The organism is Williamsia muralis, assembly GCF_051487485.1.
In the GTDB taxonomy this organism is placed as follows: Bacteria; Actinomycetota; Actinomycetes; order Mycobacteriales; family Mycobacteriaceae; genus Williamsia; species Williamsia muralis_B.
The window spans coordinates 701,224-722,278 of the sequence record NZ_JAHVCV010000002.1 but is presented as its reverse complement, the minus strand read 5'-3'; the positions used below and the strand labels follow the sequence as shown (position 1 = coordinate 722,278).

Genomic DNA, 21,055 nt, shown 5'->3' with positions numbered 1-21,055 from the left:
CCGTGCTGGCTGGTACTCACTCATCGATGGTCACCTGCCCCTTCAGTCTTAATTCGTCTACGGGTGCAGTCCACCGGACCTCGTCAGATGCGGTCGTCCATCCGAAGTCTGGGGCCAGGTATTCGAACTCGCGTGTTCGCAGCCACATCGGGGTGCCAGCAGGTTGCGTGGAGTACATGCCGCGGGCCGCTGACGCAGTTCTGTCGAACTGGCTGGGCCAGTCGATCGACGCTGCCAACGTCTCGAGCACCGTTCGACCTCGCCCCAGAGCGGTCGTGACGTGAACCGGAGCCGGGAGAAGATTCGACTTGTCGCCGTTGCATTGCGTGCAAGCCAATACCAGATTGCTGAGTCCGTCGATGCCGACTCGCGACCATGGCAGTACATGGTCAACATGGCAGCCGGCTCCAACCCTCACGCCGCAGTAGAAGCACGTGGCGCCGAATTTCTTCATTAACACTTCTCTTACTCGGGAGAGCGAGACGCGATCCATACCGAAGAGATGCGCCGCCAGATCCGGAGCATCCTCTTTCAAGAACGCGTTGTGCCTGCGGACATCTCCGACCCACGCGATCTGAAGAGCAGGCTTCAGTAGTGAGGAGAGCCGCGCTAATGCGAAACCGACCCCTGGATAGAGTTCAATGACGTTGCCGCGTCTCGCAATGGATGCCAACGAGGTCCTGTCGAACATCCAGCTGTCGTCGTACAGGAAGCATTTATGTGTCTCTGCTTTGGTCAGTCGTTGCAACCTGGGGAGAGGTTGTTGCACCAGCGTGAGTTTTACCTCGTTGCGCAGTTCCCGGAATGGTTCGGGGTTGCGACGCTTGCAGACGTCAAGAGCCACCTCGCCGACGGACGATGCCCGCTTGAACGCCCGCACGGCGTCCGGAATGCGAGCCTTCGGCTGGGAGGATTGTTTGAGGTCGTGTCCGTCAAGAGGGCGAACTTGCCGCCAATAGAGGCCAATTACACGCTCCGCAAGGTCATCGAGATCGACCGAAACAGCCGCGTCTTGATCTTTTGGGGTGTTCTCTACGGCGTAGTCGAGAAGTGCGAGCAGAGCAGCGAGCTTGTACGTAGCGGTACGGCGCCCGCCCTCGAGCACGCTCATGAGCTGCTGGCCGAGGGCCAACGGGTCTCGAGCGTCGAGGTTGTGCATGCCTCGACGGTAGTGCACCGGGGGTGCGCGGGAACGGTGTCGAGAACTGGATGCGGAACCGGAGAATCGAGGGTTCTTAGCGCAGGGAGTCGGTAGCGTTTACGGCCATGTCAGAGCACGCGTTCCACACGCAGTACCTTGCTGCGCCCGCCCATCGCCGTGACGAAGTACTCGCCAAGCCGTACCCGGTTCCCGCGCAGCCTGGCGTGTACGGGTGGTGGTTCAAGACCATCCCCGCCGACGTGGACACGGCGAAGTGCGTCCGCCGAGACGACGGTTTGGTCTTGTTGTACGCAGGGATCAGTCCGAGCAAGCCGTCCGCCGCCGGGGTTGCCAGCAAACAGAACATCAGGCGGCGGATCAAACTCCACTACGCAGGAAATGCTTCGGTGTCGACACTGCGAAAGTCTCTTGGGTGCCTGCTGTCTCAGGAACTCGGTATCGAACTCCGCCGAACCGGCGCTAGTGGGCGATGTACGTTCGGCGCTGGGGAGGAGCGGTTGTCGGAGTGGATGGCGCGCAACGCCCTGGTTTCTTGGATCACGCACCCGCGACCCTGGATGTTGGAGGACGAACTGATCGAAACTCTCGTTCTGCCGCTGAACATCGACGGCGCGGACAACGCGTTCACCCCTGTTCTGCGGCAAGCGCGCAGATCGGCCATGGCAAGGGCCAAAGAGCTGCCGCCACTACCTTGACGCGGTGGACCAGTCGCGACTTGTCTACCGGGACATCGCGGAAACCGTCACGGCGTCGCAAGAGTTGAATCTCTCAGTGAGCCGCCGCGTCCTTCTTCTTCCGCTTCGGAACCACATGCATGATCGCCACAATGATCGCACCAACTATCAGCCCGATCACCGCAGAAGCAGCGGTACCGAGCACCCACGACAGCACTCCACCAAACCATCCGTGGACAAGCTCTTCACCCCAGTGTTCGAGGTGGTGGAGTTGATCGGTCGGCCAATGGAAGCCGGCCTCGCCGACATTGATCAACAGGATGTGTCCCCCCACCCACAACATCGCGGCGATACCCACGACGGTGAGGATGCTCATCAGCTTGGGCATCGCTGAGACGAGCCCACGACCGACCTTCTGGCTCACCGTGGAGTTGCGCTTGGCCAGCGCCAAGCCGAGGTCGTCCATCTTCACGATGAGGGCCACCACGCCGTAGACGAGCGCGGTGATGAGGAACGCCACGGCGATCAGCACCATCAGGCGGGTGACGAACGGCTCGTCCTCTACCGACGCCAGCGAGATGATCATGATCTCCGCCGACAGGATCAGGTCGGTGCGGATGGCGCCGCTGACCATCGTCTTCTCGAAGTCGGGACCACGCTCGCTGGGCTCCACCACCTCTTCGTGGTGTCCGGCAAACGCCTCGTAGACCTTCTCGGCCCCCTCGTAGCAGAGGAACGCGCCGCCGACGATCAGCAGATACGGCAGCGCCCCCGGCAGGAACTGGCTGAGGATCATGGCCACCGGCAGAATGATCAGCAGCTTGTTGCGGATCGACCCCAGCGCGATCTTGCGGATGATCGGCAACTCGCGGTCGGGAGTGAACCCATGCACGTAGCGGGGAGTCACAGCGGTGTCGTCCACCACCACGCCCGTCGCCTTCACGCTCGCCTTGCCTGCAGCGGCAGCGACGTCGTCGAGCGTCGCCGCAGCAGCCTTCGTGATTGCAGCGACGTCATCGAGTAGAGCTACGAGACCACCAGCCATTGCAGACGCCTCCTCAGGTCAACGGTGTAGTTCAGAACAATACGTCGTGGTTGCACACTGTCCGGTCTGAAGACGCGGGTGACCTACCCTCAACTCGTCAGGTCCGTGCCCTCAACCCGCACAACGCACGATGTTCGTGTTCACACGCGACGTCATCGTCCCGATGCCACATGCTGCTGTACCCCGACTCACCGAAGCCAAACGGCCCGCGCTTGATCTGCAAATACCGGCGTAACCGTCACCCACCCGTTCTGCTGACGGTCAGCCGAGCTCGTTCGCGAACTCCCTGATCAACGACCGTGCGGTGACGATTCCTGACTCGATGGCCCCGTCCACCATCACGCCGTTCCATCCGCGGGCGAAGTCGGCGCCGGCAAATCGCAGCCGCGAGTCGCTCGACAGGAAGTTGCTCCATCCGTCGAAGAACTGTCCCGACCGCAACGTGGCCCAGGTCTGCCCCGACCACTTGTCGGCCACCCAGTCGTGGCCGCCGCAGTCCAGCACCTTAAGGTCGTCGCGCCAGACATTCAGGGCCTTCTGTGCCGAGTCGACGTCCTGGAGGTCGATGGCGTTGTGGTCGGATCCGAAGCCCACCAAGATGGCGGCGTCCTCGTCGTCGAGAAAGTACTCGCTGCGCAGAAGCGAGATCGGGTTGTCGCCGGGAGCGCCCGCGATGATCGAGTGTCGTCCGGCCACCTTGATCCAGATCTTGAACCCCGCCGAGTTGGTGCCCTCGGCGATCACCTTCTGCTGACCGGCCGGCAGGGGCGGGTCGAACTCGATGTGCGAGAGGGCGCCGATGGGTGCGGTGACGATCACCGCGTCGGCGCGTTCGGTGGTCCCACTCGTTAGCTCGACCTCCACTGCAGTTGGCGAATGGGTGATGCGGTGAACGGGGCTCAGGCGGGTTCGGGAAGAAGTCGCATGAGTCGCGGGTGGGCCGCTCGGGTTCCTGGTGGGTGCTCGGTCTGCGGGGTGAGCTTCCTCGGCTTCGTTGAGCGGGCGGAGTTGACCGCTCGCGTTTCTGGTGGGCGCTCGGTCTGCAGCATGAGCGTCTCCGGGTTTGGTGGGCGCGATGCGGAGTTCGCTCGGGATCGTGGCGAACGCTCGGTCTGCAGCGTGAGCGTCTCCGAGTTCAGCGAGCGCGATGCGGAGGCCGCGCACCGTACTGGCAAACGCGCGGTCTACCGGGGCGGGTGGCTCCCGAGTTCAGCGGGCGAAGTCGAACGATGGAGTTCGACCCGAAACGCGCTGTCCAGAAACAAGTTTGCGGCCAGCACTTGCCAACTCCGGCTCCGGGTGTCACTCTGGGAAACATGACTACAGGAAAGGCGGATCCCGCCACCGTCGCGTGAGCGCCGCATTTGGGCCCTCGGTTCTTGACCACCGAGCGCCGCAAGACCAACATTCTCAGTTCGATCTCGAACATTCACGCACCATCGCTGACATTCACGCAGCGTGGCTTGCGCACGCACTGGCCACCGGGCCGAGCGATCGAAGTTCTGCGGAAGCCGCTGTGGCACAATTGTATCGACTGGCTGACCGTCCGGAACCCGATTTTGTCTGGGTGCCGTCACCGCCCGCGGGTGCCGACTTGATCATCTCTGAAGGTCTCGCGTCTTCGGTTCCGATCGTCCACGGCATGCGGCAGTCCGCACATTCTGACGTTGCAGCGGTGATCACCAGGTCGAAAGCGCGGATGTGGGCGCAAATCGACCCGCATCGCCGTCGTTTCAGGTCGTGGCAAGCCACGCTTCCGCCGCCGGGCCCTAATCCGCGGCCAACGGAACGAGCGCGTCGGGAAATCCGGGATTCGTTGCACACCAGCATTTCTGATGGAATCGCCACTGCCATCCGTACCCTCACTCCACCGATCGCCGGCTACGTCACCTGGTATGGCCAGCACGAAGCCCCCTGGCTCGCGCACTGCATTGCCGGGCGGCAACTCGGGCTGTCCAGGTATTCGCAGGAAGACACCGAGATCCTCGACGTCAACTGCGCGTTGGCGCGAGCGACGGGATGGTGGTGGCCATTCGACGACGTCTGTGTCATGGCAGAACGACCCGCAACTATGCACACCGAACCCACCCCGGACGCGAAGTTCGGCCAACGGCGCCTGCACCATGACGAAGCGCCCGCCATCCAATTCGCCGATCGGAAAGCAGTTTACGTGCTTCATGGCACTGTCGTTCCCGAATGGGTGATGCATGATCCGACCGTTGAACGTATCGCTCGCGAACGCAATGTAGAGGTCCGTCGGTGCGCGATCGAGCGCCTCGGCTGGGACGTCTACATCTCGGAAGCCGGGATGACACTGATCGACCAGGCCGATGACCCTGGGAACGTCGATGGCACGTTGGCGCTGTACGCAACTCCGACCAGTGTGCGCCGAGGAGGACGAATACTGCTGGTTCTCAACGGTTCCCGGGAACGTGATGGTACCCGCCGACGGTACGGACTTCCCGTGCCCGATGGGATGACCTCTGCACTCGACGCCGCGGGCTGGACCTACGGCATCAGCGGCGACGACTACTCGCGGCTCGTCCGCCGCACTTGAAAACCCTCCAACAACATCCACGCCACAAACAACCACAAGGTGATTACATGAACTCCACCATGACCCTGTCCGATCTCACCGCGCTCTCAGGCCTCGAAGTGTTCGACTACCTCGACACCGAAATGTCGATTCCCGTTGTCGACGGACTCCAAGCGCAGGGCGACCTTCTCGTCACTCCCGCCGACATCTTGCCGATGGTCACGTCCTACCCGAATACACGTCCCGAACCGGTTTCACGAGCCGGAATTGAACTGCTACGCAGCGCAGCCGGCGGAAACCCGCACAGCCTTGTCTCCGAAGCAGGCCACTGCATGTGGATGGCGCGTGTAATCGATCCGAGAGGTCTGGCGCTCGGCATCCTCGACACCCAGGTGGTCGCGTACCTCATTCATCCCGAGCACGGAGCCACGGGAATCGCGCCTGGTCGATACGTGATCGGACGCCAGCAGGAGTTCGACATGACTATTCGTCGGACACCGCCGGCCTGGACGACGAGCGATTCCCTCTGGGGGAGTGGGCGGCTCGTCGCTGACTGACGAACCCGCCGACTGGTCTTGCGCCGGCCCCGCCTCACGGATGCCGGCGGAAGAACACTGCGGTGATGATTGTCGTGGCGAACTCAACAATGTGGCAGGGAGTATCACAGCCGCATCTCTTGGGACAGGCCTACCACTCTGTACGTCGTGCCGTCTATGAGCAGCGTGGAGTCCAAAGCAACCGTGCTGTCGACCAGAGAATACTGAGGCATGACGGTCTCGATGGACGTCACTCCACCACCCGTAACACGTGGTATGCCGATCACCAACGCGTTGGTGCCGGCGGGAACCGATGGGAACGCGGCCAGATTCTGCGCGACCGATCTACCGATCTGGTCTGCAACAGGATTGGGGGTACGAGGAGTTGTCGGGGCCGCCGCCGCCGCCTTCCCCTCAACGGTGAGTACGAACATCAACGCTCCACCGACCAAGACCATCTTGCCGACGGAGACGGAGGCGGTGGCGGTGGTGATCGCGCTCCCTACCGACACCGCGCCAACTGATATTGCGCCGATGAGCTCTGCTCCGAAGACAATCGCCACACCGCCGGCGGCGGCTGCCACCGCCACCACCGCTGCACCGATCAGCACGTACTGCCTCTGCTCGGGAGTGAGACCGTTCCACCACCTCATGAACGGTTCCACGATGGGTCTGAGAACAGGCTGCCCCAACACTTGCGAGGGCGAATCTCGAATTATTGGGGGCAGTCCTGGTCTCAACATGTTCTCGGTCTGTTGCATCCTTCGCTCGAGAAGGAGTCTCTGGTAGGCGGAATCGTCGAGGAGAACCGCAACCCGATCACCATCAAAGAGCGTCGTCACTGCCACCGTTTGCATGAATTGTTGGATGGCCGGGGCGTAGTTACGCAGGATCTCGACGCACTGTTGTAACACGGGCACACCCATGAAGGGAGGAATGTAGGCCTCGGCGGGGAGTTCCTCATACGTGAGCCCCACTTTTGCAGTTTGCTCTTCCAACTGGGGGGTCTTCACCGGTTTGGTCACTCTGGTTGGTCTTTTCACCTTGCGCGGCTTGTTCGTTCGCGGCTCGATCTGCGGTGCGGCGCTTCCGAAAATTGACTCGAACATCTTCGCGCGAAAGGCTTCGTTCACCTCGCTTTTGGCCAGCTCTCGACCCTTTGAATCCTCCCAGTGGTAGCAGATTGCCCCGGGTGCTCGCTGTAAAGCGATGAGGAAGTATTCTTCGCCGTTGTACTCGAACCGCCAAACACAATCTTTGCGGGAGAAGAGGCCCCTCGTGGTGTATCGAACGCCGAGTGTCCAACCGCTGCCGCACTTTTGGTTTGCGTGGTTGACATAGTGGGTGGCGTCGATGACGGCTTCGACCTCACCGTCTTTGCCCTTGTTGACCTTGGGTTTGATCTCCCAGATCTGGCGGTAGAGCAGCGAGCACACGTCGGCATACCCGTCTCGGGTGCTTCCGGCAGTCATGGATGCGCCCGGAATGGTGTATTCGCCACGCGGCAGCCGCCACAGCTGTCCCAAGAAATCGATTTCGACGATGAGATGTTCGATGTTGCCGTGTCGCCGAAGGAGGTGGACGATGTTGCCGACCGGGTCCCGCCACACCGTGAAGCTGCCGCATTCTGCCACCGGGAACTCCTACGACTAGCTCGGTTCGAATGAGATCGGCATGTCGTCGTCTTGTTGCAACCACACCAGTGTCGTGGGGACTTTGTACTCCCACGGTTCCCCTTCGGGTGTGGCGCCTTGGATGTCGTCTGTCTGGTCGCGGAATTCCTCCGCGATCGAGCGATACCGCGGATCGCTGAGATGGGGGAGATCTCCGCCCATCCAGACTTTGGACGACAGGTCCGTGGCACCGTTCGGGTTGCAGAGAAGATAGATCACATCATTTTTGTAAGGGAGTGGTACGGGAACCACCACTCGCGCGGCGCCTGCATTGAGGAACGACTGGTAGAGGGGATCCGGGTCAGTGAGGTGCTGGTAGTCCCTCCACTTACTCTTTCGACCCCAGAAGTACGGGTAAAACAGATAGGTCATCTGTTCCCATTCGAAGGCCTGCTCGAAGAACTGGGATATACGACCATCTCGCAGCGCGTTGATGGGATGAATTTCGGTGCTGCTCTCGAAGTATCCGTTGTGGTGGTCGTAGTGCTCGCCGGTCATCATCGAGATGCACAGCTTCTTCAGTTCGGTTTCCAGCTCTCTCTTGTTGGCGAGAGGGTTCTGGCCCTGCTGGAACATTGCCTCATTGGCTTTGCGCTGCTTCGCCTCGGACACGGCTTGCTCGTAGGCGCCCTGTTGGGTCTGCCAGGCCGCCTTGATTGCCTTGTACGTGCCCAGACGCCAGACTGCCTCGGCCCGTCTCGTTCGTCTGCAATAGCCGGTGAAAGTTGCTGATGCCGAGATCACGTCGTATCCGGTGAGGGCAACGGGGATGACGCCCTGGACGTCGGAGATCTCACTGATCGCAGCGACAGCTGGGTCTGCTGAATCGAAAGTGCCGAGCTTGTCGGTTGCTCCCGGACGGTTGACGTAGTCGGTGTGTCCCTGCGAATGGGTGAGTAGAGACAGAGGAATTCCGAGAATGTGGACAATCAAACTCGGGTAGGCCACATTGATCGAACTGACGCCAAAGGTAATTGCCTGCAGCGCATAGCCTTCCGGGGTCGCGAACTTCTCATCGCCCCTCAGCGAGAACGACTTCCCGTCCTCGATGTGTTGCGGCGTACCGAGAGAGGTCGACACCGTCGCGTACACAGGCGGGATCGGAGCCACGTCCGTCGCCCCGAATCTCGCAGCATAGAGCTCGTAGTTGGTCTCAGAGATGTGGGCGGCGTTCAGTTCCACGCGCTGGTTCAAAGGGGTCGCGCTGCCGTCTGCTTGGTAGTAATTCAACAGTGCGGGGGGCGGCTTGACGCCCACCTCGACGTCGTCGTTCACCCACGACGTCCGCCGATACAGCGACGGTTCGGGAACGAGGAACTCCAACATCAGTCGCTGGCCGTAGTTGTAGACCTGCGCGCGGTACTTCTTGTCCACCCACCGATAGATGCCCACAGTGTGCGAGCCATCGGGCCGTTTCCCTTCGAGAGTGTGGACGTTGATCTCCTCCACCTCGGTGATGGTTTTGGTGGTGCGTTCCTCCCTCATCTTCGACTGGACTTTGGTGACAGCTTTGTCTACGACTTCGCGGGAGTAGCTGCTGCTGTTTTTCGTGGATTCTTCCTTGGCGGAGGTGGTGGCGAAATTGCCGGTGACGGTGGTTTCCACCGGGCCGTACTTTGCGGTCACACTCAACCCAGCAGACAGCGACGTGTTTGAGTTCAGTACTTTGCTTGTCTCGTCCTTCAAGTCGAATCTGTCCGTGGTCTGGACGTCACGTTCGGACTCCTTGTTTTCTTCCGTGGCTTGGAAGATGGTGACCTCGGTGCGGTCCAACTTACGATGAGTGCGCGATTTGCTCTCGCCGTTCATCACATTCTCGATGTGTGATACCTCGCCGGCCACGTAGGCCAACAGTGTTTGCTTCACGACTTTGAGGTCGCCCACCCCCAGCGGCTGGATAAGGCCGCTCATGTCAGTGTCTGAAGGTTGCGGTGGGAAGTAGGGAATCCAGGTGAGTTCATCCGGTATTGGTTTGAGTAGGTCGCCCGAGGTGAGTTTCACTCCAGAGTCGGCGATCTGACCTCGCTCCCTGTTGTAAGCACTTTGGAATTGAGGGTCGTCTCCCAATGACTCCGCTACGTGCGCCAGCTTCTGGGAGTGATCAGTCAACAGTTGATGGACCGCGGGGAGTGGAGTCTGTGCGGTGATTTCTAGCAAATCGAGAAGCTCCGCTTGGCCTGAGGTGAGCTTCTCGGGTATGACATCTTTCGCCAGTGGCAGAGTGGACACTTCCACCCTGGTCGTCCAGTCTGCGCCAGGCGGGACGCTGCGCACAGTCCCCGGGCCAGCCGCCTGTTGTGGTTTGTTGATTTCTTCCAGGAGGCGATGCGCGGCCACAATGTCTCGTGCCAGTGCTTGGAGTTTCTCGATATGCCCAGGGTCTGGAGCCCGTTCGGCTTCAGACGAGTCGTCTACCGGGTACACGCGGCCGCTGCGGATGAGATCGGTGTACTCGGGGAACAGGAGCACGGTGGAGTCGAGAAGATGGATCGCACGGTCAGGCGAGGGTTGTGGCTCCCACCCCAGCACGCGCCAGAAGTAGATCAGTCGCAGTCCGGCCAGTGGGTATGTTACTTTGTCGCCGGAGTAATTGCCCAGTGAGTAGGCAAGGTACAGGAGATCCCACATCTGAATCTCCAACTCGGGACTGTATTCCAAACCTCCAGCCACGTCGGCATCGAGAGACTGGATCAGTTCGCGGCCCACGGGCGGATCTGACGGAGGATCGGTTTCGGAGTCCATTAGGCCCCGATAGTGGCGACGTAACGTTGCGTAGAACTCGTGGAGGACCTTAGGCCAACTGAGGTCGTAGTCGTCCCAGAGGGCCTGGGCCAGACCAGTATCGGCATACTGCGATACCGAGTTGCGAAGATTCTCGAATTCATCTTCATCTCTTATTCGCGGATCAGAGATCTGTATTTGCGCGGACTCTCGTTCGCTGACCAGTTGGGGCGGTCGAACAGCGATGAATTGGAACAAATTGTTCACATCAGCATCGGTCATTGACGATCCTTTTGCAGGCGCGTAGCAATTCGAATTAGACGAAGCCTCGCCGGCGAAATTGAGGCGGCCGATGTGATCAGGCGGGGGTGGGTAGAGCGATTTATCTATGGTCGAGGATAACCGCCGTACAGGGACGAAGAATAGTCCTGCCGGTAAAAAAGTGCATCTTGACGCCGAAGGTGTTGTTAGCTAACAACATTGAGGGCTGCGAGTTCACGTCACCACAGGTGCGAATGCTCTGACTGGCGCTTACCAAACTAAAGTTAGCTTGTTCCAGTTAAAGCATCATCCCCCGTGGGTGCTGCTCAAGATCGCAACAACCACACCCGCAACCACCAACACACCTACAACCGTGGCCATGATCCAGGCCAGCCGACGCCGATGTTTGGCGGCAGCGTTGATGCCGACTCCGATGCCGATGAGGATCGCCATCGAATACAACGAGATACCGAGTGTCAGTGCTGCGGGGGAAATGACGAACTCACCTCTTGTCCAGCTTGACCGACTCGCCCTCGGCCGGCTTCGCGGCGATCTGCTGAGTCTTCTTGTACAGCCACGCGATAACGGCGACGAAGACGATCACACCGAGGTACTCGGAGATCTTCTCGAAACCGCTGCCGACAACGGCGAGCGGGTTCTCGTCGTCGGTCGCGGCAACGATGCCGGCGAATACCACACCGAAGAGGCTTTCACCGACGATGAGGCCGGTGGCCAACAGGACGCCCATGCGCTTCTTGCGTTCCACTTCGACGCCGGACTTCTCGGCCCACTTGTTGTAGAACGTGCCGAGGATGGCGCCGATTGGGATGACCAACGTCAGCGAGATGGGCAGGTACATGCCCATTCCCACGGCCAGGGGCGGCAGACGGAACTTGCTGTTTGTCGTCCGGGCCAGCACCTCGTCGACAACGATGATGGCGATACCGATGAGGGCGCCGACGCCGATCAGGTTCCAGTCCAGGTCGGAGCCAAACACGCCCTTGGCGAGCGAGGAGATCAGTGCGGCTTGCGGGGCGGCGAGCGCGTCTTCGCCCGCGCCGGGTGCTCCGACGAATCCGAAGGCCGTCTGCATCAGCTGCAGGATCGGCGGGATCACGGCGGAACCGAACAGCACACCGATCACCAACGCCACCTGCTGCTTCCAGGGCGTGGCACCCACGAGCTGGCCGGTCTTGAGGTCTTGCAGGTTGTCGTTGGAGATGGTCGCGACACCGAAGATCACTGCTGTCGTGAACAGCGTGAACGCAATCAATGCGGTGTTCTGCGCGTCGGTGGCATCGCCGTACACCATCTTGATGAGCAAGGCCGCGATGAGAACAACAAGAATGCCGACCCCGGAGATCGGACTGTTGGACGACCCGATGAGGCCGGCCATGTAACCACACACCGCCGCGACCACGAGCCCGATCACGAACACCAAAATGATGCTGACAGCGATGATTCCGGTGGCCGTGCCGTGCAATGCGGTGTTGTGCACAAAGTCCCAGAGGAGTAGCCCGATGGGGATCAGGGCCACCACGATGACAAGCCCGACGTAGGTGATGGGGATGTCCTGCTCGGTCAGCTCGACCGACGACCCCTTACGACGAGTTCTGGCCGACACCATCGCTGTCTTGATGCCCTTGATGATCGGGCCGATGATCTTGAGGAGAGTCCAGATCGAGGCGACCGCGATGGCTCCGGCGCCCACGAACCGAACGTCGGACGAGAAGATGCTGCTGACCCCGTCGAGCAGGGCCTCGCCTGCGGGCAGGTTCCCGTTGCTCTGGATGGGCAGGATGATGCCGAATGAGATGACCAGGCCGATGAGCATGGCGATACCGACGGTCAGTCCGACGAGATGACCCACGCCGATCAGGGCCAGTGACAAGCTGGCGCCCCACATCGTCCCGCCCGCACCGACTTTGACCGCACCGGCCAACGAGTTGCTGATGAGTTTCAGGTTCGCGAGAAGGTTGAACGCAGCGGCAACCACCGACCCGATCAGAATGATCCGCAGCCCACCCCTGTTCTCTTCGGCGCCCTGGGTGGTGTCGCCTACCCGCAGCACCTCGGCCGCCGCCACCCCCTCGGGATAGGGCAGATCAGATCCCGTCACCAACGCTCGGCGCAGCGGGATCGAATACATGACGCCGAGGATGCCGCCGATGGCGCACACCGCCACGGTGATCCAGTACGGGAAGCCGGTCCACCAGCCGACCATGATCAAACCGGGCAGCACAAAGATGATCGCCGAGAGTGTGCCCGCTGCCGAAGCGATGGTCTGCACGATGTTGTTCTCGACAACGGTGTGGTTGGCGAAGTAACGCAAGATGCTCATCGAGATGACGGCCGCCGGGATCGCCGTGGCGAAGGTGAGACCCACCTTCAAGCCGAGATAGACGTTGGCGGCCGTGAACACGAGGGTGATCAGTCCGCCCAGGATGATTCCTCGGACAGTAAGTTCCCGTAGCCCGGGCGACTTCTTGTCCGTTACGGTCGCGTCCTCTGTGGACATGGTGCTACCCCTCATCTTGAACGGGTCTATTGATCATTAGCCGTTGAAACAAAAGCATCGTTGACCGTGACACTGTAATCCCGTATGCACCCGGGTGAACCACTCAACGTCCAAAACGCCCACCGGCATCGAGCACATGGGAAGCAAACGGCCTGCTCTTTGGTGGTCAAAGATCTGACACCGCGTCTTTAGAAACGGTCCCGCCGCGCGGCTCTGCTGGTAGTTTCCGCAGGATGGGACCCACCGTCGCACGCCTGGCCCGTCTTTTTCCGAGCATCTTTCTGGCGGCGGTTCTCGTCGCCGCAGCAGGGTTCTCCGGTGCGGGAGGTGCAGGTGCGGCACCGGCCTTCTATCAGCCACCAGTCGACATCCCAGACAACCCAGGGGTTGTTCTGCGGTCCGAGCCGTCGCCGCTGACATTCAGCATCCCCGCAGGCGGCAGCGCGTTCCCGGCTACCGGCACACGCCTGATGTACAGCAGCACCGACCTCAACGGTGCACCCATCGCCGTGACCGGCACATACTTCGATCCGACCGCCGCGTGGAACAAGCCCGGACCCCGCCCGATCATCAGCATGGCAGTCGGCACCCACGGACAAGGCGACCAGTGCGCACCGTCGCATCTCTTCAATTCCGTCATCCACTACGGTGGCGGACTCGATGTGATGGTGCAGTACGAGATCGCCGCGGTGTACGCGGCCGTGGCCCAGGGCATCGGTGTGGTCGTCACCGATTACCAAGGTCTGGGCACGCCGGCAGTGCACGGCTACCTCAACCGGGTGGCGCAAGCCCACGCAGTGCTCGACGCCGCCCGCGCGGCCATCGACCTCAAGTCGCTGCCGGCCGACACCCCGGTCGGCATGTGGGGTTACTCCCAGGGCGGGGGAGCGGTGGCCGGAGCCGCCGAGCTGCAGGCCGACTATGCGCCCGAACTCAACGTTCGCGGCACCTACGCCGGCGCACCACCTGTCGATCCGTTGAAGACCCTGGGCCTCGCTGAAGGTGGAATCCTCACCGGGGCAGTCGGATACGCGCTCAACGGCATCTACAACGATTACCCCTCGGTGAGGCCTGAACTCGATCGGCTCATCAACCCGGCGGGCAAGGCGCTGATGCGCGACACGGCAAACCAGTGCGTTCCGGAGACGTTGGCACGCTACGCATTCCAGCGGACCAGTCAGTGGACCACCAGTGGCCGGCCACTCGCCGAGGTGGCCACGGGCAACCCGATTCTGAAGTCGGTCTTCGATCAACAGCGCGTCGGTACGCTCACACCAGAGGCACCCATCCTCATCGTCGCTTCCGATAACGATGACGTGGTTCCGTGGAGCGCATCGAGAGACGTCGCTCGCGAATGGTGCGGCCGCGGTGCCACCGTCCAGTTCACCACCTTCCCGCTGCCGCCGATTCTCCCCGGTACTGCCGCAGCGCACGGTATTCCAGAGTTCTTCGGCATCCCGATCGCGTTGGGCTGGATGATCGACAGATTCACCGCAGTGCCGCAGCCGCGGTGCGTGATCGCGTGATGCTTGTTGACTCTGCGTGGTAGTCGAATTGTTCGAGTGGAACCTGCGTCGATGATTCGGCATTCGGCGGGAGATCAAATGACAGGTTGTCTGGGTTTGGGCACGTGTTTGGCCACCAGTTAAGAGTCCAGTTGTATCGAATTCGAGGCAACTGAGAACTTATTCCAGGCGGTCCGCAACCACCTCTGATCTGGTGTTCTGCGTTGTCAGATGCAAATCCGGACATATCGGATAAAGGCCACATATGTGATTTACCAAGATCAATAGATGGTCAATTTTATGAAATCGCCCGTTGTCCGAATGGTTACTTGATTTTCGTATCGAAAAGACCGTGCAATACATTTGATTTTCGTATGGTGGCTTCATGGCCCGGTCAACGGATATGACGCCAAACGGGGTTCAGGGCGAGGCAGCCAAGGCCCTCCTCGACGTCGGCAGGTTCTTCACCCGGTGGGATGAGAGCGACGACGGCCGCATGGTGTTCCGGGAGGGCGGCCGTGCGGGTGACGTGTTCTACCGCGACCGATGGAGTCACGACAAGATCGTCCGGTCCACCCACGGCGTGAACTGCACCGGTTCCTGCTCGTGGAAGGTGTACGTCAAAGACGGCATCATCACCTGGGAAACACAGGAGACCGACTATCCATCGGTCGGCCCGGACAGGCCCGAGTACGAGCCACGTGGATGCCCACGAGGTGCCGCATTCTCCTGGTATACCTATTCGCCCACACGGGTCCGGCATCCCTACGCCCGCGGCGTACTCGTGGAGATGTACCGCGCGGCGAAGGCCCGGATGGGCGACCCGGTGCTCGCCTGGGCCGACGTGGTCGGCGACCCGATGCGCCGGAGGTCCTACCAGCAGGCGCGGGGCAAGGGCGGCCTGGTCCGGGTGCCGTGGGACGAGGCCATCGAGATGGCAGCCGCGGCGCATGTCCACACCATCAAGACCTACGGTCCCGACCGATGTGCCGGCTTTTCGCCCATTCCGGCGATGTCGATGGTGTCGCACTGTGTGGGCACCCGATTCATCCAGCTCATCGGCGGGGTGATGACGTCGTTCTACGACTGGTACGCCGACCTCCCGGTCGCCAGCCCGCAGGTGTTCGGCGACCAGACCGATGTGCCTGAATCCGGCGACTGGTGGGACGCCACCTATCTGATGATGTGGGGCTCCAACGTCCCGGTCACGCGCACGCCCGACGCGCATTGGATGGCCGAGGTGCGTTACCGCGGAACAAAAGTCGTCACCGTCAGCCCCGACTACGCCGACAACAGCAAGTTCGCCGACGAATGGCTACCCGCGCAGGCAGGTACCGACGCGGCGCTCGCGATGGCGATGGGTCACGTCATCCTCACCGAGTTCTTCGCTCGAGACTCGGTGCCGTTCTTCAATGACTACATCAAGACCTACAGTGATCTGCCGTTCCTGATTCATCTCGATGAGCACGACGGCGCGTACGTACCCGGAAAGTTCGTCACCGCAGACGAACTCGCGACACTGCCCGACGGTGCGGCGCCCAAGGACGATGTGTGGAAAACGGTTGTCCTCGACAAGAACACCGGCGAGCCGGTGGTACCGAACGGATCACTTGGCTTCCGGTTCTCGAAGTCGGGAGAGGGCCGGTGGAATCTCGACCTCGGCGACATCGAACCGACCCTCACCCTGCTCGGACGTGACGGCACCGACGCCGTCGAGATCTTGCTCCCGGCCTTCGACGCCCCGGATGGCTCCGGCACGATTCTGCGACGGGGCGTTCCTGCGACGAGGGTCAACGGAGCGCTGGTGACCACCGTCTTCGACCTGATGTTCGCGCAGTACGGCGTCGCTCGCGACGGCCTACCGGGGGAGTGGCCGTCCGGCTACGACGACGTCAGCACGCCGTATACACCCGCGTGGCAGGCCGAGATCACCGGCGTCCCGGCGCAAGCCGCGATCCGGGTGGCCCGCGAGTTCGCCACCAACTCGATCGATTCGGGTGGTCGCTCGATGATCATCATGGGAGCCGGCATCTGTCAGTGGTTCCACGGGGATGCCACCTACCGCGCCATCCTGTCGTTGCTGATCCTCACCGGCTGCATGGGCCGCAACGGTGGTGGCTGGGCTCACTATGTGGGGCAAGAGAAGTGCCGGCCCATCACCGGATGGATCTCGCTGGCCAACGCGCTCGACTGGTCGCGGCCACCGCGCACCATGACCGGAACGTCGTACTGGTACATGCACACCGACCAGTGGCGCAACGACGGCTACTCCGCGGCGTCGCTTGCGTCACCCTTGTCTCGCGGCACGCTCGACCACGAACACACCGCCGATGCCATTGCGCAGTCGGCCCGTCTCGGCTGGATGCCGTTTTACCCCCAATTCGACCGCAACCCACTGGACATCGCCGATGAGGCGAATGCTGCGGTGGACGCCGGGACTGCAGATTCGGTCGGTGGCTATGTGGCCGAGAAGCTTCACGACGGTGGGCTCACCCCGGCGATCACCGACGTCGACGCGCCAGAGAACTGGCCCCGGACGCTGGTGCTGTGGCGCTCGAACCTGATGGGTTCGTCGGCCAAGGGCAACGAGTACTTCCTGCGTCACCTGCTCGGGACACACCACAACGTGTTGGGAACCGAGAATCCCGAGACGCCCCGGCCGCGCGACGTGAAGTGGCATGACGAGGCCCCCGAGGGCAAGCTCGACCTGCTGATGTCGGCGGACTTCCGGATGACATCCACAACACTGTTGTCCGACATCGTGTTTCCGGCCGCCACGTGGTACGAGAAGCACGATCTGTCGTCCACCGACATGCATCCGTTTGTGCATGCCTTCTCGCCCGCGATCGATCCGCCGTGGGAAGCCAGGTCCGACTTCGATCTGTTTCACACACTGGCAGAGAAGTTCTCGGCCCTGGCCAAGACCCACCTCGGGGTGCGACACGACCTGGTCAGCGTTCCGATGCAGCACGACACGCCAGGCGAGACTGCGCAGCCGCACGGCCGCGTGATGGATTGGCAGGGCGCGCCGGACCCAGGCACTCCGGGCAAGAACATGCCCAACTTCACTGTGGTGGAACGTGACTACACCGCCATCGCCGACAAGCTCGCTGCCGTCGGGCCGTTGGTGGACAAGCTAGGCTTCACGGTCAAGAACGTCACCTACGACCTGGCCGAGCAGAGTGAACACCTGGCCGCCACCAACGGCGTGATGCTCGGTGGTGCCGCCGATGGTCGCCCCGCCCTCGACACCGACGTCAAACTCGCCGAAGCCATCTTGACCTTCTCGGGCACCACCAACGGCGCGGTGGCTGTGGACGGATTCGAGAAGCTGCAAAAACGTGTGGGCAAGCGCCTCGACGACCTCGCGGGCGGCTCGGAGGAGAAGCGGATCACGTTCGCCGACACCCAGCGCGCACCGGTACCGGTGATCACCTCACCAGAGTGGTCGGGTTCGGAAACCGGTGGCCGCCGATACGCGCCGTTCACCGTGAACATCGAGCGGCTCAAGCCTTTCCACACCCTCACCGGCCGCATGCACTTCTATCTCGACCACGACTGGATGATCGACATCGGTGAGGCGCTGCCCATCTATCGGCCCCCACTCGACATGCATCGGTTGTTCGGTGAACCGAGACTCGGACCCGATGGCGCGCAACAGGTCACCGTCCGCTACCTCACGCCACATTCGAAGTGGTCCATCCACTCTGAGTACCAGGACAACCTGTTCATGCTGTCGCTGTCGCGGGGTGGCCCGACCGCTTGGCTCAGTCCTGAGGATGCTGCCGCGATCGACGTGTCCGACAACGACTGGATCGAATGTGTCAACGCCAACGGCGTTTACGTCTGCCGGGCCATTGTCAGCCACCGAATGCCGGCCGGAGTGACGTACGTGTACCACGTGCAGGAGCGCACCATCGACGTCCCGAAGTCCGAGGCGACCGGCCGTCGCGGCGGTATTCACAATTCGGCAACCCGTTTGCTGGTCAAACCGTCGCACTTGATCGGCGGCTATGCCCAACTGTCGTACGCCTTCAACTATCTGGGACCGGCAGGCAATCAGCGCGACATGGTGGCCACCATTCGCAAACGCAGCCAGGAGGTGACGTTCTGATGCGAGTCATGGCGCAGGTCGGCATGGTGATGAACCTCGACAAGTGCATCGGGTGCCATACGTGCTCGGTGACGTGCAAACAGGCCTGGACCAATCGTGCCGGCACCGAATACGTGTGGTTCAACAACGTCGAGACGCGGCCCGGGCAGGGGTATCCGCGGCGCTACGAAGATCAGGAGAAGTGGCGTGGTGGTTGGCATCTCAACGCGAAAGGCAAACTCCGACTGCGCACCGGCGGCCGTTTGCAGAAACTGCTAACCCTTTTCGCCAGCCCTGTTCAGCCCACCATCGCCGACTACTACGAGCCGTGGACCTACGACTACCAAACGCTGATCGACGCCCCGCTCGGCGACGACTTCCCGGTGGCCCGACCCAAATCGCTGCTCACCGGCGAGGACACCAAGATCTCATGGTCGGCCAACTGGGACGACAATCTCGGCGGCGCAACTGAACTCGCTGACCTCGACCCCATCGTCGAGAAGCTACGCCGCGAATCGGAAGAAGCGATCAAGTTCAGCTTCGAGCAGACGTTCATGTTCTACCTGCCGCGCATCTGCGAGCACTGTCTCAACCCCTCGTGCATGGCATCCTGCCCGAGCGGCGCGATCTACAAACGTAGTGAAGACGGCATCGTTTTGGTCGATCAAGACCAGTGCCGCGGATGGCGCCAGTGCATCACCGGATGTCCGTACAAGAAGATGTATTTCAACCACAAGTCGGGCAAGGCCGAGAAGTGCACGCTGTGCTATCCCCGCATCGAAGTCGGGCAGCCGACGGTGTGCTCGGAGACGTGCGTCGGACGTCTGCGCTACCTCGGCATCTTCCTCTACGACGCCGACGCCGTCACCGATGCTGCCTCCACACCGGACGAAAAAGACCTGTACGAAGCACAACTCGACCTCCTTCTCGATCCCGACGACCCTGACGTGATCGCCGCTGCCAGACGAGATGGGATCCCTGACGACTGGCTGGAGGCAGCCCGCCGGTCACCGGTGTACGCGCTGGCAAAGAAGTACCGCGTCGCGTTGCCCCTGCATCCGGAATACCGCACCATGCCGATGGTCTGGTACGTCCCGCCGCTCTCGCCGATCGTCGACCTGCTCGCCGATCAGGGACATGATGCGGAGAGTCCGGGCACGTTGTTCGGCGCGATCGACGCTCTGCGCATCCCGGTGGAGTACCTCGCTGAACTGTTCACTGCGGGAGACACCGACGTGATCGACAGGGTTCTCAAGCGCTTGGCCGGTATGCGCTCCTACATGCGCGACGTCACGCTCGGCCGAGAGCCTAATCCTGATATTCCGGCTGCGGTCGGTATGTCCGAGGAAGAGGTGTACGAGATGTACCGCCTGATGGCCATCGCCAAATACGAAGACCGCTACGTGATTCCGACTGCCCATCTCGAGCAGGCCGAGCAACTCGACGAGATGGCGTGCGCGCTGGACTACGAAGAGGGCCCCGGGATGTTCGAGTCCGGCGCGTTCGGAGAGGCCAGCGGTCGCCCGGCGCCGGTGTCGGTGGAAACGTTCCACGCTCTTAAACAACGGCAGACCACCAAAACTGCGGCGGGGGAGGCGAGCATGGCAGGCCGCGTGAACCTGCTGAACTGGGACGGCAACGGTGTCCCAAACGGTATGTTCCCCGGACCATCGGAGCAGCGATGAGGTGGCTACGCGGCACGCGCGGTATTGACCACCGGGTGATTTACCAGGTCGCGTCATGGTGTCTGAGCTATCCGGATGAACAGTTGTTGTCGAAAGTTGAACTCCTGCAGGCAGCTCTCGACGAACATCCAGACCGGAACACCGCCACGCCGCTGCATCGTTTCGTCGACTATCTGGCCAGTGCTGACGTCGAGGCCATCCGCCGCGAGTACGTCGACGTCTTCGACCTGTCGAACAAGCGGACGTTATACCTGTCGTACTGGACCGATGGCGACACCAGACGCAGGGGAGCAGTGCTGGGCGAGTTCAAGCAGATGTACCGCGACAGCGGGTATCTCGTCGATCTGCACGGTGAGTTGCCCGACCATCTGCCCGTGGTGCTCGAGTATTGCGCCCGCGTTGATCCTGCCGTTGCTCAGGAGCTTCTCATCAGGTACCGAGCGGCCTTGGAACTCGTCCGATTCGGACTTCTCGATTCGGGCTCGCCCTACGTCGATGTATTGATTGCCGTGTGTTCGACACTGCCGGGTGCGTCGCCGACCGATCGTCAATCTGCGATGGCCATGCGGCCGTCGATTCCGGTGGAAACCGTTGGCCTCGAACCGTTTGACCCCCGCCTGCTGCCCATTGCGGAGACGAGGTGAGA

At 61.6% G+C, this 21,055-nt stretch carries 14 protein-coding genes; 7 read left to right on the top strand and 7 right to left on the bottom strand.

The features are described from left to right. Window positions 1-16: 16 nt before the first annotated feature. Window positions 17-1,159, bottom strand: a complete 1,143-nt coding sequence (locus KXR83_RS06825; protein ID WP_437424170.1) for an HNH endonuclease — start codon at window positions 1,157-1,159, stop codon at window positions 17-19. 107 nt (window positions 1,160-1,266) lie between these two features. Between KXR83_RS06825 and KXR83_RS06820 the strand changes: the two genes are divergently transcribed. Further along, the gene (locus tag KXR83_RS06820) at window positions 1,267-1,857 is read left to right on the top strand and encodes a GIY-YIG nuclease family protein (protein ID WP_437424169.1); all 591 of its coding nucleotides are present in this window, start codon (window positions 1,267-1,269) and stop codon (window positions 1,855-1,857) included. 73 nt (window positions 1,858-1,930) lie between these two features. Here KXR83_RS06820 and KXR83_RS06815 read toward each other — a convergent pair whose 3' ends face one another. Both KXR83_RS06815 and KXR83_RS06810 read right to left on the bottom strand, forming a co-directional pair. Continuing rightward, window positions 1,931-2,881, bottom strand: coding sequence for a DUF808 domain-containing protein (locus KXR83_RS06815; protein ID WP_116916037.1), 951 nt, complete (start codon window positions 2,879-2,881; stop codon window positions 1,931-1,933). Window positions 2,882-3,142: 261 nt separating this feature from the next. Beyond that, entirely contained in the window at window positions 3,143-4,045 is a 903-nt protein-coding gene (locus KXR83_RS06810; RefSeq protein WP_437424168.1) for an FAD-dependent oxidoreductase, read from the bottom strand. 652 nt (window positions 4,046-4,697) lie between these two features. Between KXR83_RS06810 and KXR83_RS06805 the strand changes: the two genes are divergently transcribed. Both KXR83_RS06805 and KXR83_RS06800 read left to right on the top strand, forming a co-directional pair. After that, complete coding sequence (locus KXR83_RS06805; protein WP_437424167.1) at window positions 4,698-5,438, top strand: DUF6745 domain-containing protein; 741 nt, start codon at window positions 4,698-4,700, stop codon at window positions 5,436-5,438. A 47-nt stretch (window positions 5,439-5,485) separates the two neighbouring features. Then, the gene (locus KXR83_RS06800) at window positions 5,486-5,974 is read left to right on the top strand and encodes a hypothetical protein (protein WP_437424166.1); all 489 of its coding nucleotides are present in this window, start codon (window positions 5,486-5,488) and stop codon (window positions 5,972-5,974) included. Between the two features lie 104 nt (window positions 5,975-6,078). On the opposite strand, the gene KXR83_RS06795 is transcribed toward KXR83_RS06800, so the two are convergent. The 4 genes from KXR83_RS06795 to KXR83_RS06780 form a co-directional block, all read right to left on the bottom strand. After that, the gene (locus KXR83_RS06795) at window positions 6,079-7,389 is read right to left on the bottom strand and encodes a hypothetical protein (RefSeq protein WP_437424165.1); all 1,311 of its coding nucleotides are present in this window, start codon (window positions 7,387-7,389) and stop codon (window positions 6,079-6,081) included. 213 nt (window positions 7,390-7,602) lie between these two features. Beyond that, window positions 7,603-10,629, bottom strand: a complete 3,027-nt coding sequence (locus KXR83_RS06790) for a hypothetical protein (RefSeq protein WP_437424164.1) — start codon at window positions 10,627-10,629, stop codon at window positions 7,603-7,605. A gap of 285 nt (window positions 10,630-10,914) precedes the next feature. Continuing rightward, entirely contained in the window at window positions 10,915-11,061 is a 147-nt protein-coding gene (locus KXR83_RS06785; protein ID WP_437424163.1) for a hypothetical protein, read from the bottom strand. Between the two features lie 49 nt (window positions 11,062-11,110). Next, window positions 11,111-13,126 (bottom strand): OPT family oligopeptide transporter, encoded by a 2,016-nt coding sequence (locus KXR83_RS06780; protein WP_437424162.1) that lies wholly within the window; start codon window positions 13,124-13,126, stop codon window positions 11,111-11,113. Between the two features lie 233 nt (window positions 13,127-13,359). On the opposite strand from KXR83_RS06780, the gene KXR83_RS06775 reads away from it, so the two are divergent. The 4 genes from KXR83_RS06775 to narJ all read left to right on the top strand — a co-directional run bounded on the left by KXR83_RS06775 (window position 13,360) and on the right by narJ (window position 21,053). After that, complete coding sequence (locus tag KXR83_RS06775; RefSeq protein ID WP_437424161.1) at window positions 13,360-14,652, top strand: lipase family protein; 1,293 nt, start codon at window positions 13,360-13,362, stop codon at window positions 14,650-14,652. A 364-nt stretch (window positions 14,653-15,016) separates the two neighbouring features. Beyond that, a complete protein-coding gene (locus KXR83_RS06770) occupies window positions 15,017-18,745 on the top strand; it encodes a nitrate reductase subunit alpha (protein WP_437424160.1) in 3,729 nt (1,242 codons plus the stop codon). Beyond that, window positions 18,745-20,409 carry a nitrate reductase subunit beta gene (narH, locus tag KXR83_RS06765; protein WP_437424159.1) on the top strand — a complete coding sequence of 555 codons (1,665 nt, stop codon included), beginning with the start codon at window positions 18,745-18,747 and terminating at the stop codon, window positions 20,407-20,409. Before KXR83_RS06770 ends, narH begins: the two co-directional genes overlap by 1 nt. Further along, window positions 20,406-21,053 (top strand): nitrate reductase molybdenum cofactor assembly chaperone, encoded by a 648-nt coding sequence (gene narJ / locus KXR83_RS06760; RefSeq protein WP_437424158.1) that lies wholly within the window; start codon window positions 20,406-20,408, stop codon window positions 21,051-21,053. The genes narH and narJ overlap by 4 nt, the downstream gene beginning before the upstream one ends. Window positions 21,054-21,055: the final 2 nt, after the last annotated feature.

Bases quoted from the DNA above. Each gene is read 5' to 3' on its own strand.
- KXR83_RS06780 (WP_437424162.1), bottom strand. From the start codon at position 13,126: ATGTCCACAGAGGACGCGACCGTAACGGACAAGAAGTCGCCCGGGCTA.
- narH (WP_437424159.1), top strand. From the start codon at position 18,745: ATGCGAGTCATGGCGCAGGTCGGCATGGTGATGAACCTCGACAAGTGC.
- KXR83_RS06825 (WP_437424170.1), bottom strand. From the start codon at position 1,159: ATGCACAACCTCGACGCTCGAGACCCGTTGGCCCTCGGCCAGCAGCTC.
- KXR83_RS06775 (WP_437424161.1), top strand. From the start codon at position 13,360: ATGGGACCCACCGTCGCACGCCTGGCCCGTCTTTTTCCGAGCATCTTT.
- KXR83_RS06800 (WP_437424166.1), top strand. From the start codon at position 5,486: ATGAACTCCACCATGACCCTGTCCGATCTCACCGCGCTCTCAGGCCTC.
- KXR83_RS06790 (WP_437424164.1), bottom strand. From the start codon at position 10,629: ATGACCGATGCTGATGTGAACAATTTGTTCCAATTCATCGCTGTTCGA.
- KXR83_RS06770 (WP_437424160.1), top strand. From the start codon at position 15,017: ATGGCCCGGTCAACGGATATGACGCCAAACGGGGTTCAGGGCGAGGCA.
- KXR83_RS06815 (WP_116916037.1), bottom strand. From the start codon at position 2,881: ATGGCTGGTGGTCTCGTAGCTCTACTCGATGACGTCGCTGCAATCACG.
- KXR83_RS06785 (WP_437424163.1), bottom strand. From the start codon at position 11,061: ATGGCGATCCTCATCGGCATCGGAGTCGGCATCAACGCTGCCGCCAAA.
- narJ (WP_437424158.1), top strand. From the start codon at position 20,406: ATGAGGTGGCTACGCGGCACGCGCGGTATTGACCACCGGGTGATTTAC.
- KXR83_RS06820 (WP_437424169.1), top strand. From the start codon at position 1,267: ATGTCAGAGCACGCGTTCCACACGCAGTACCTTGCTGCGCCCGCCCAT.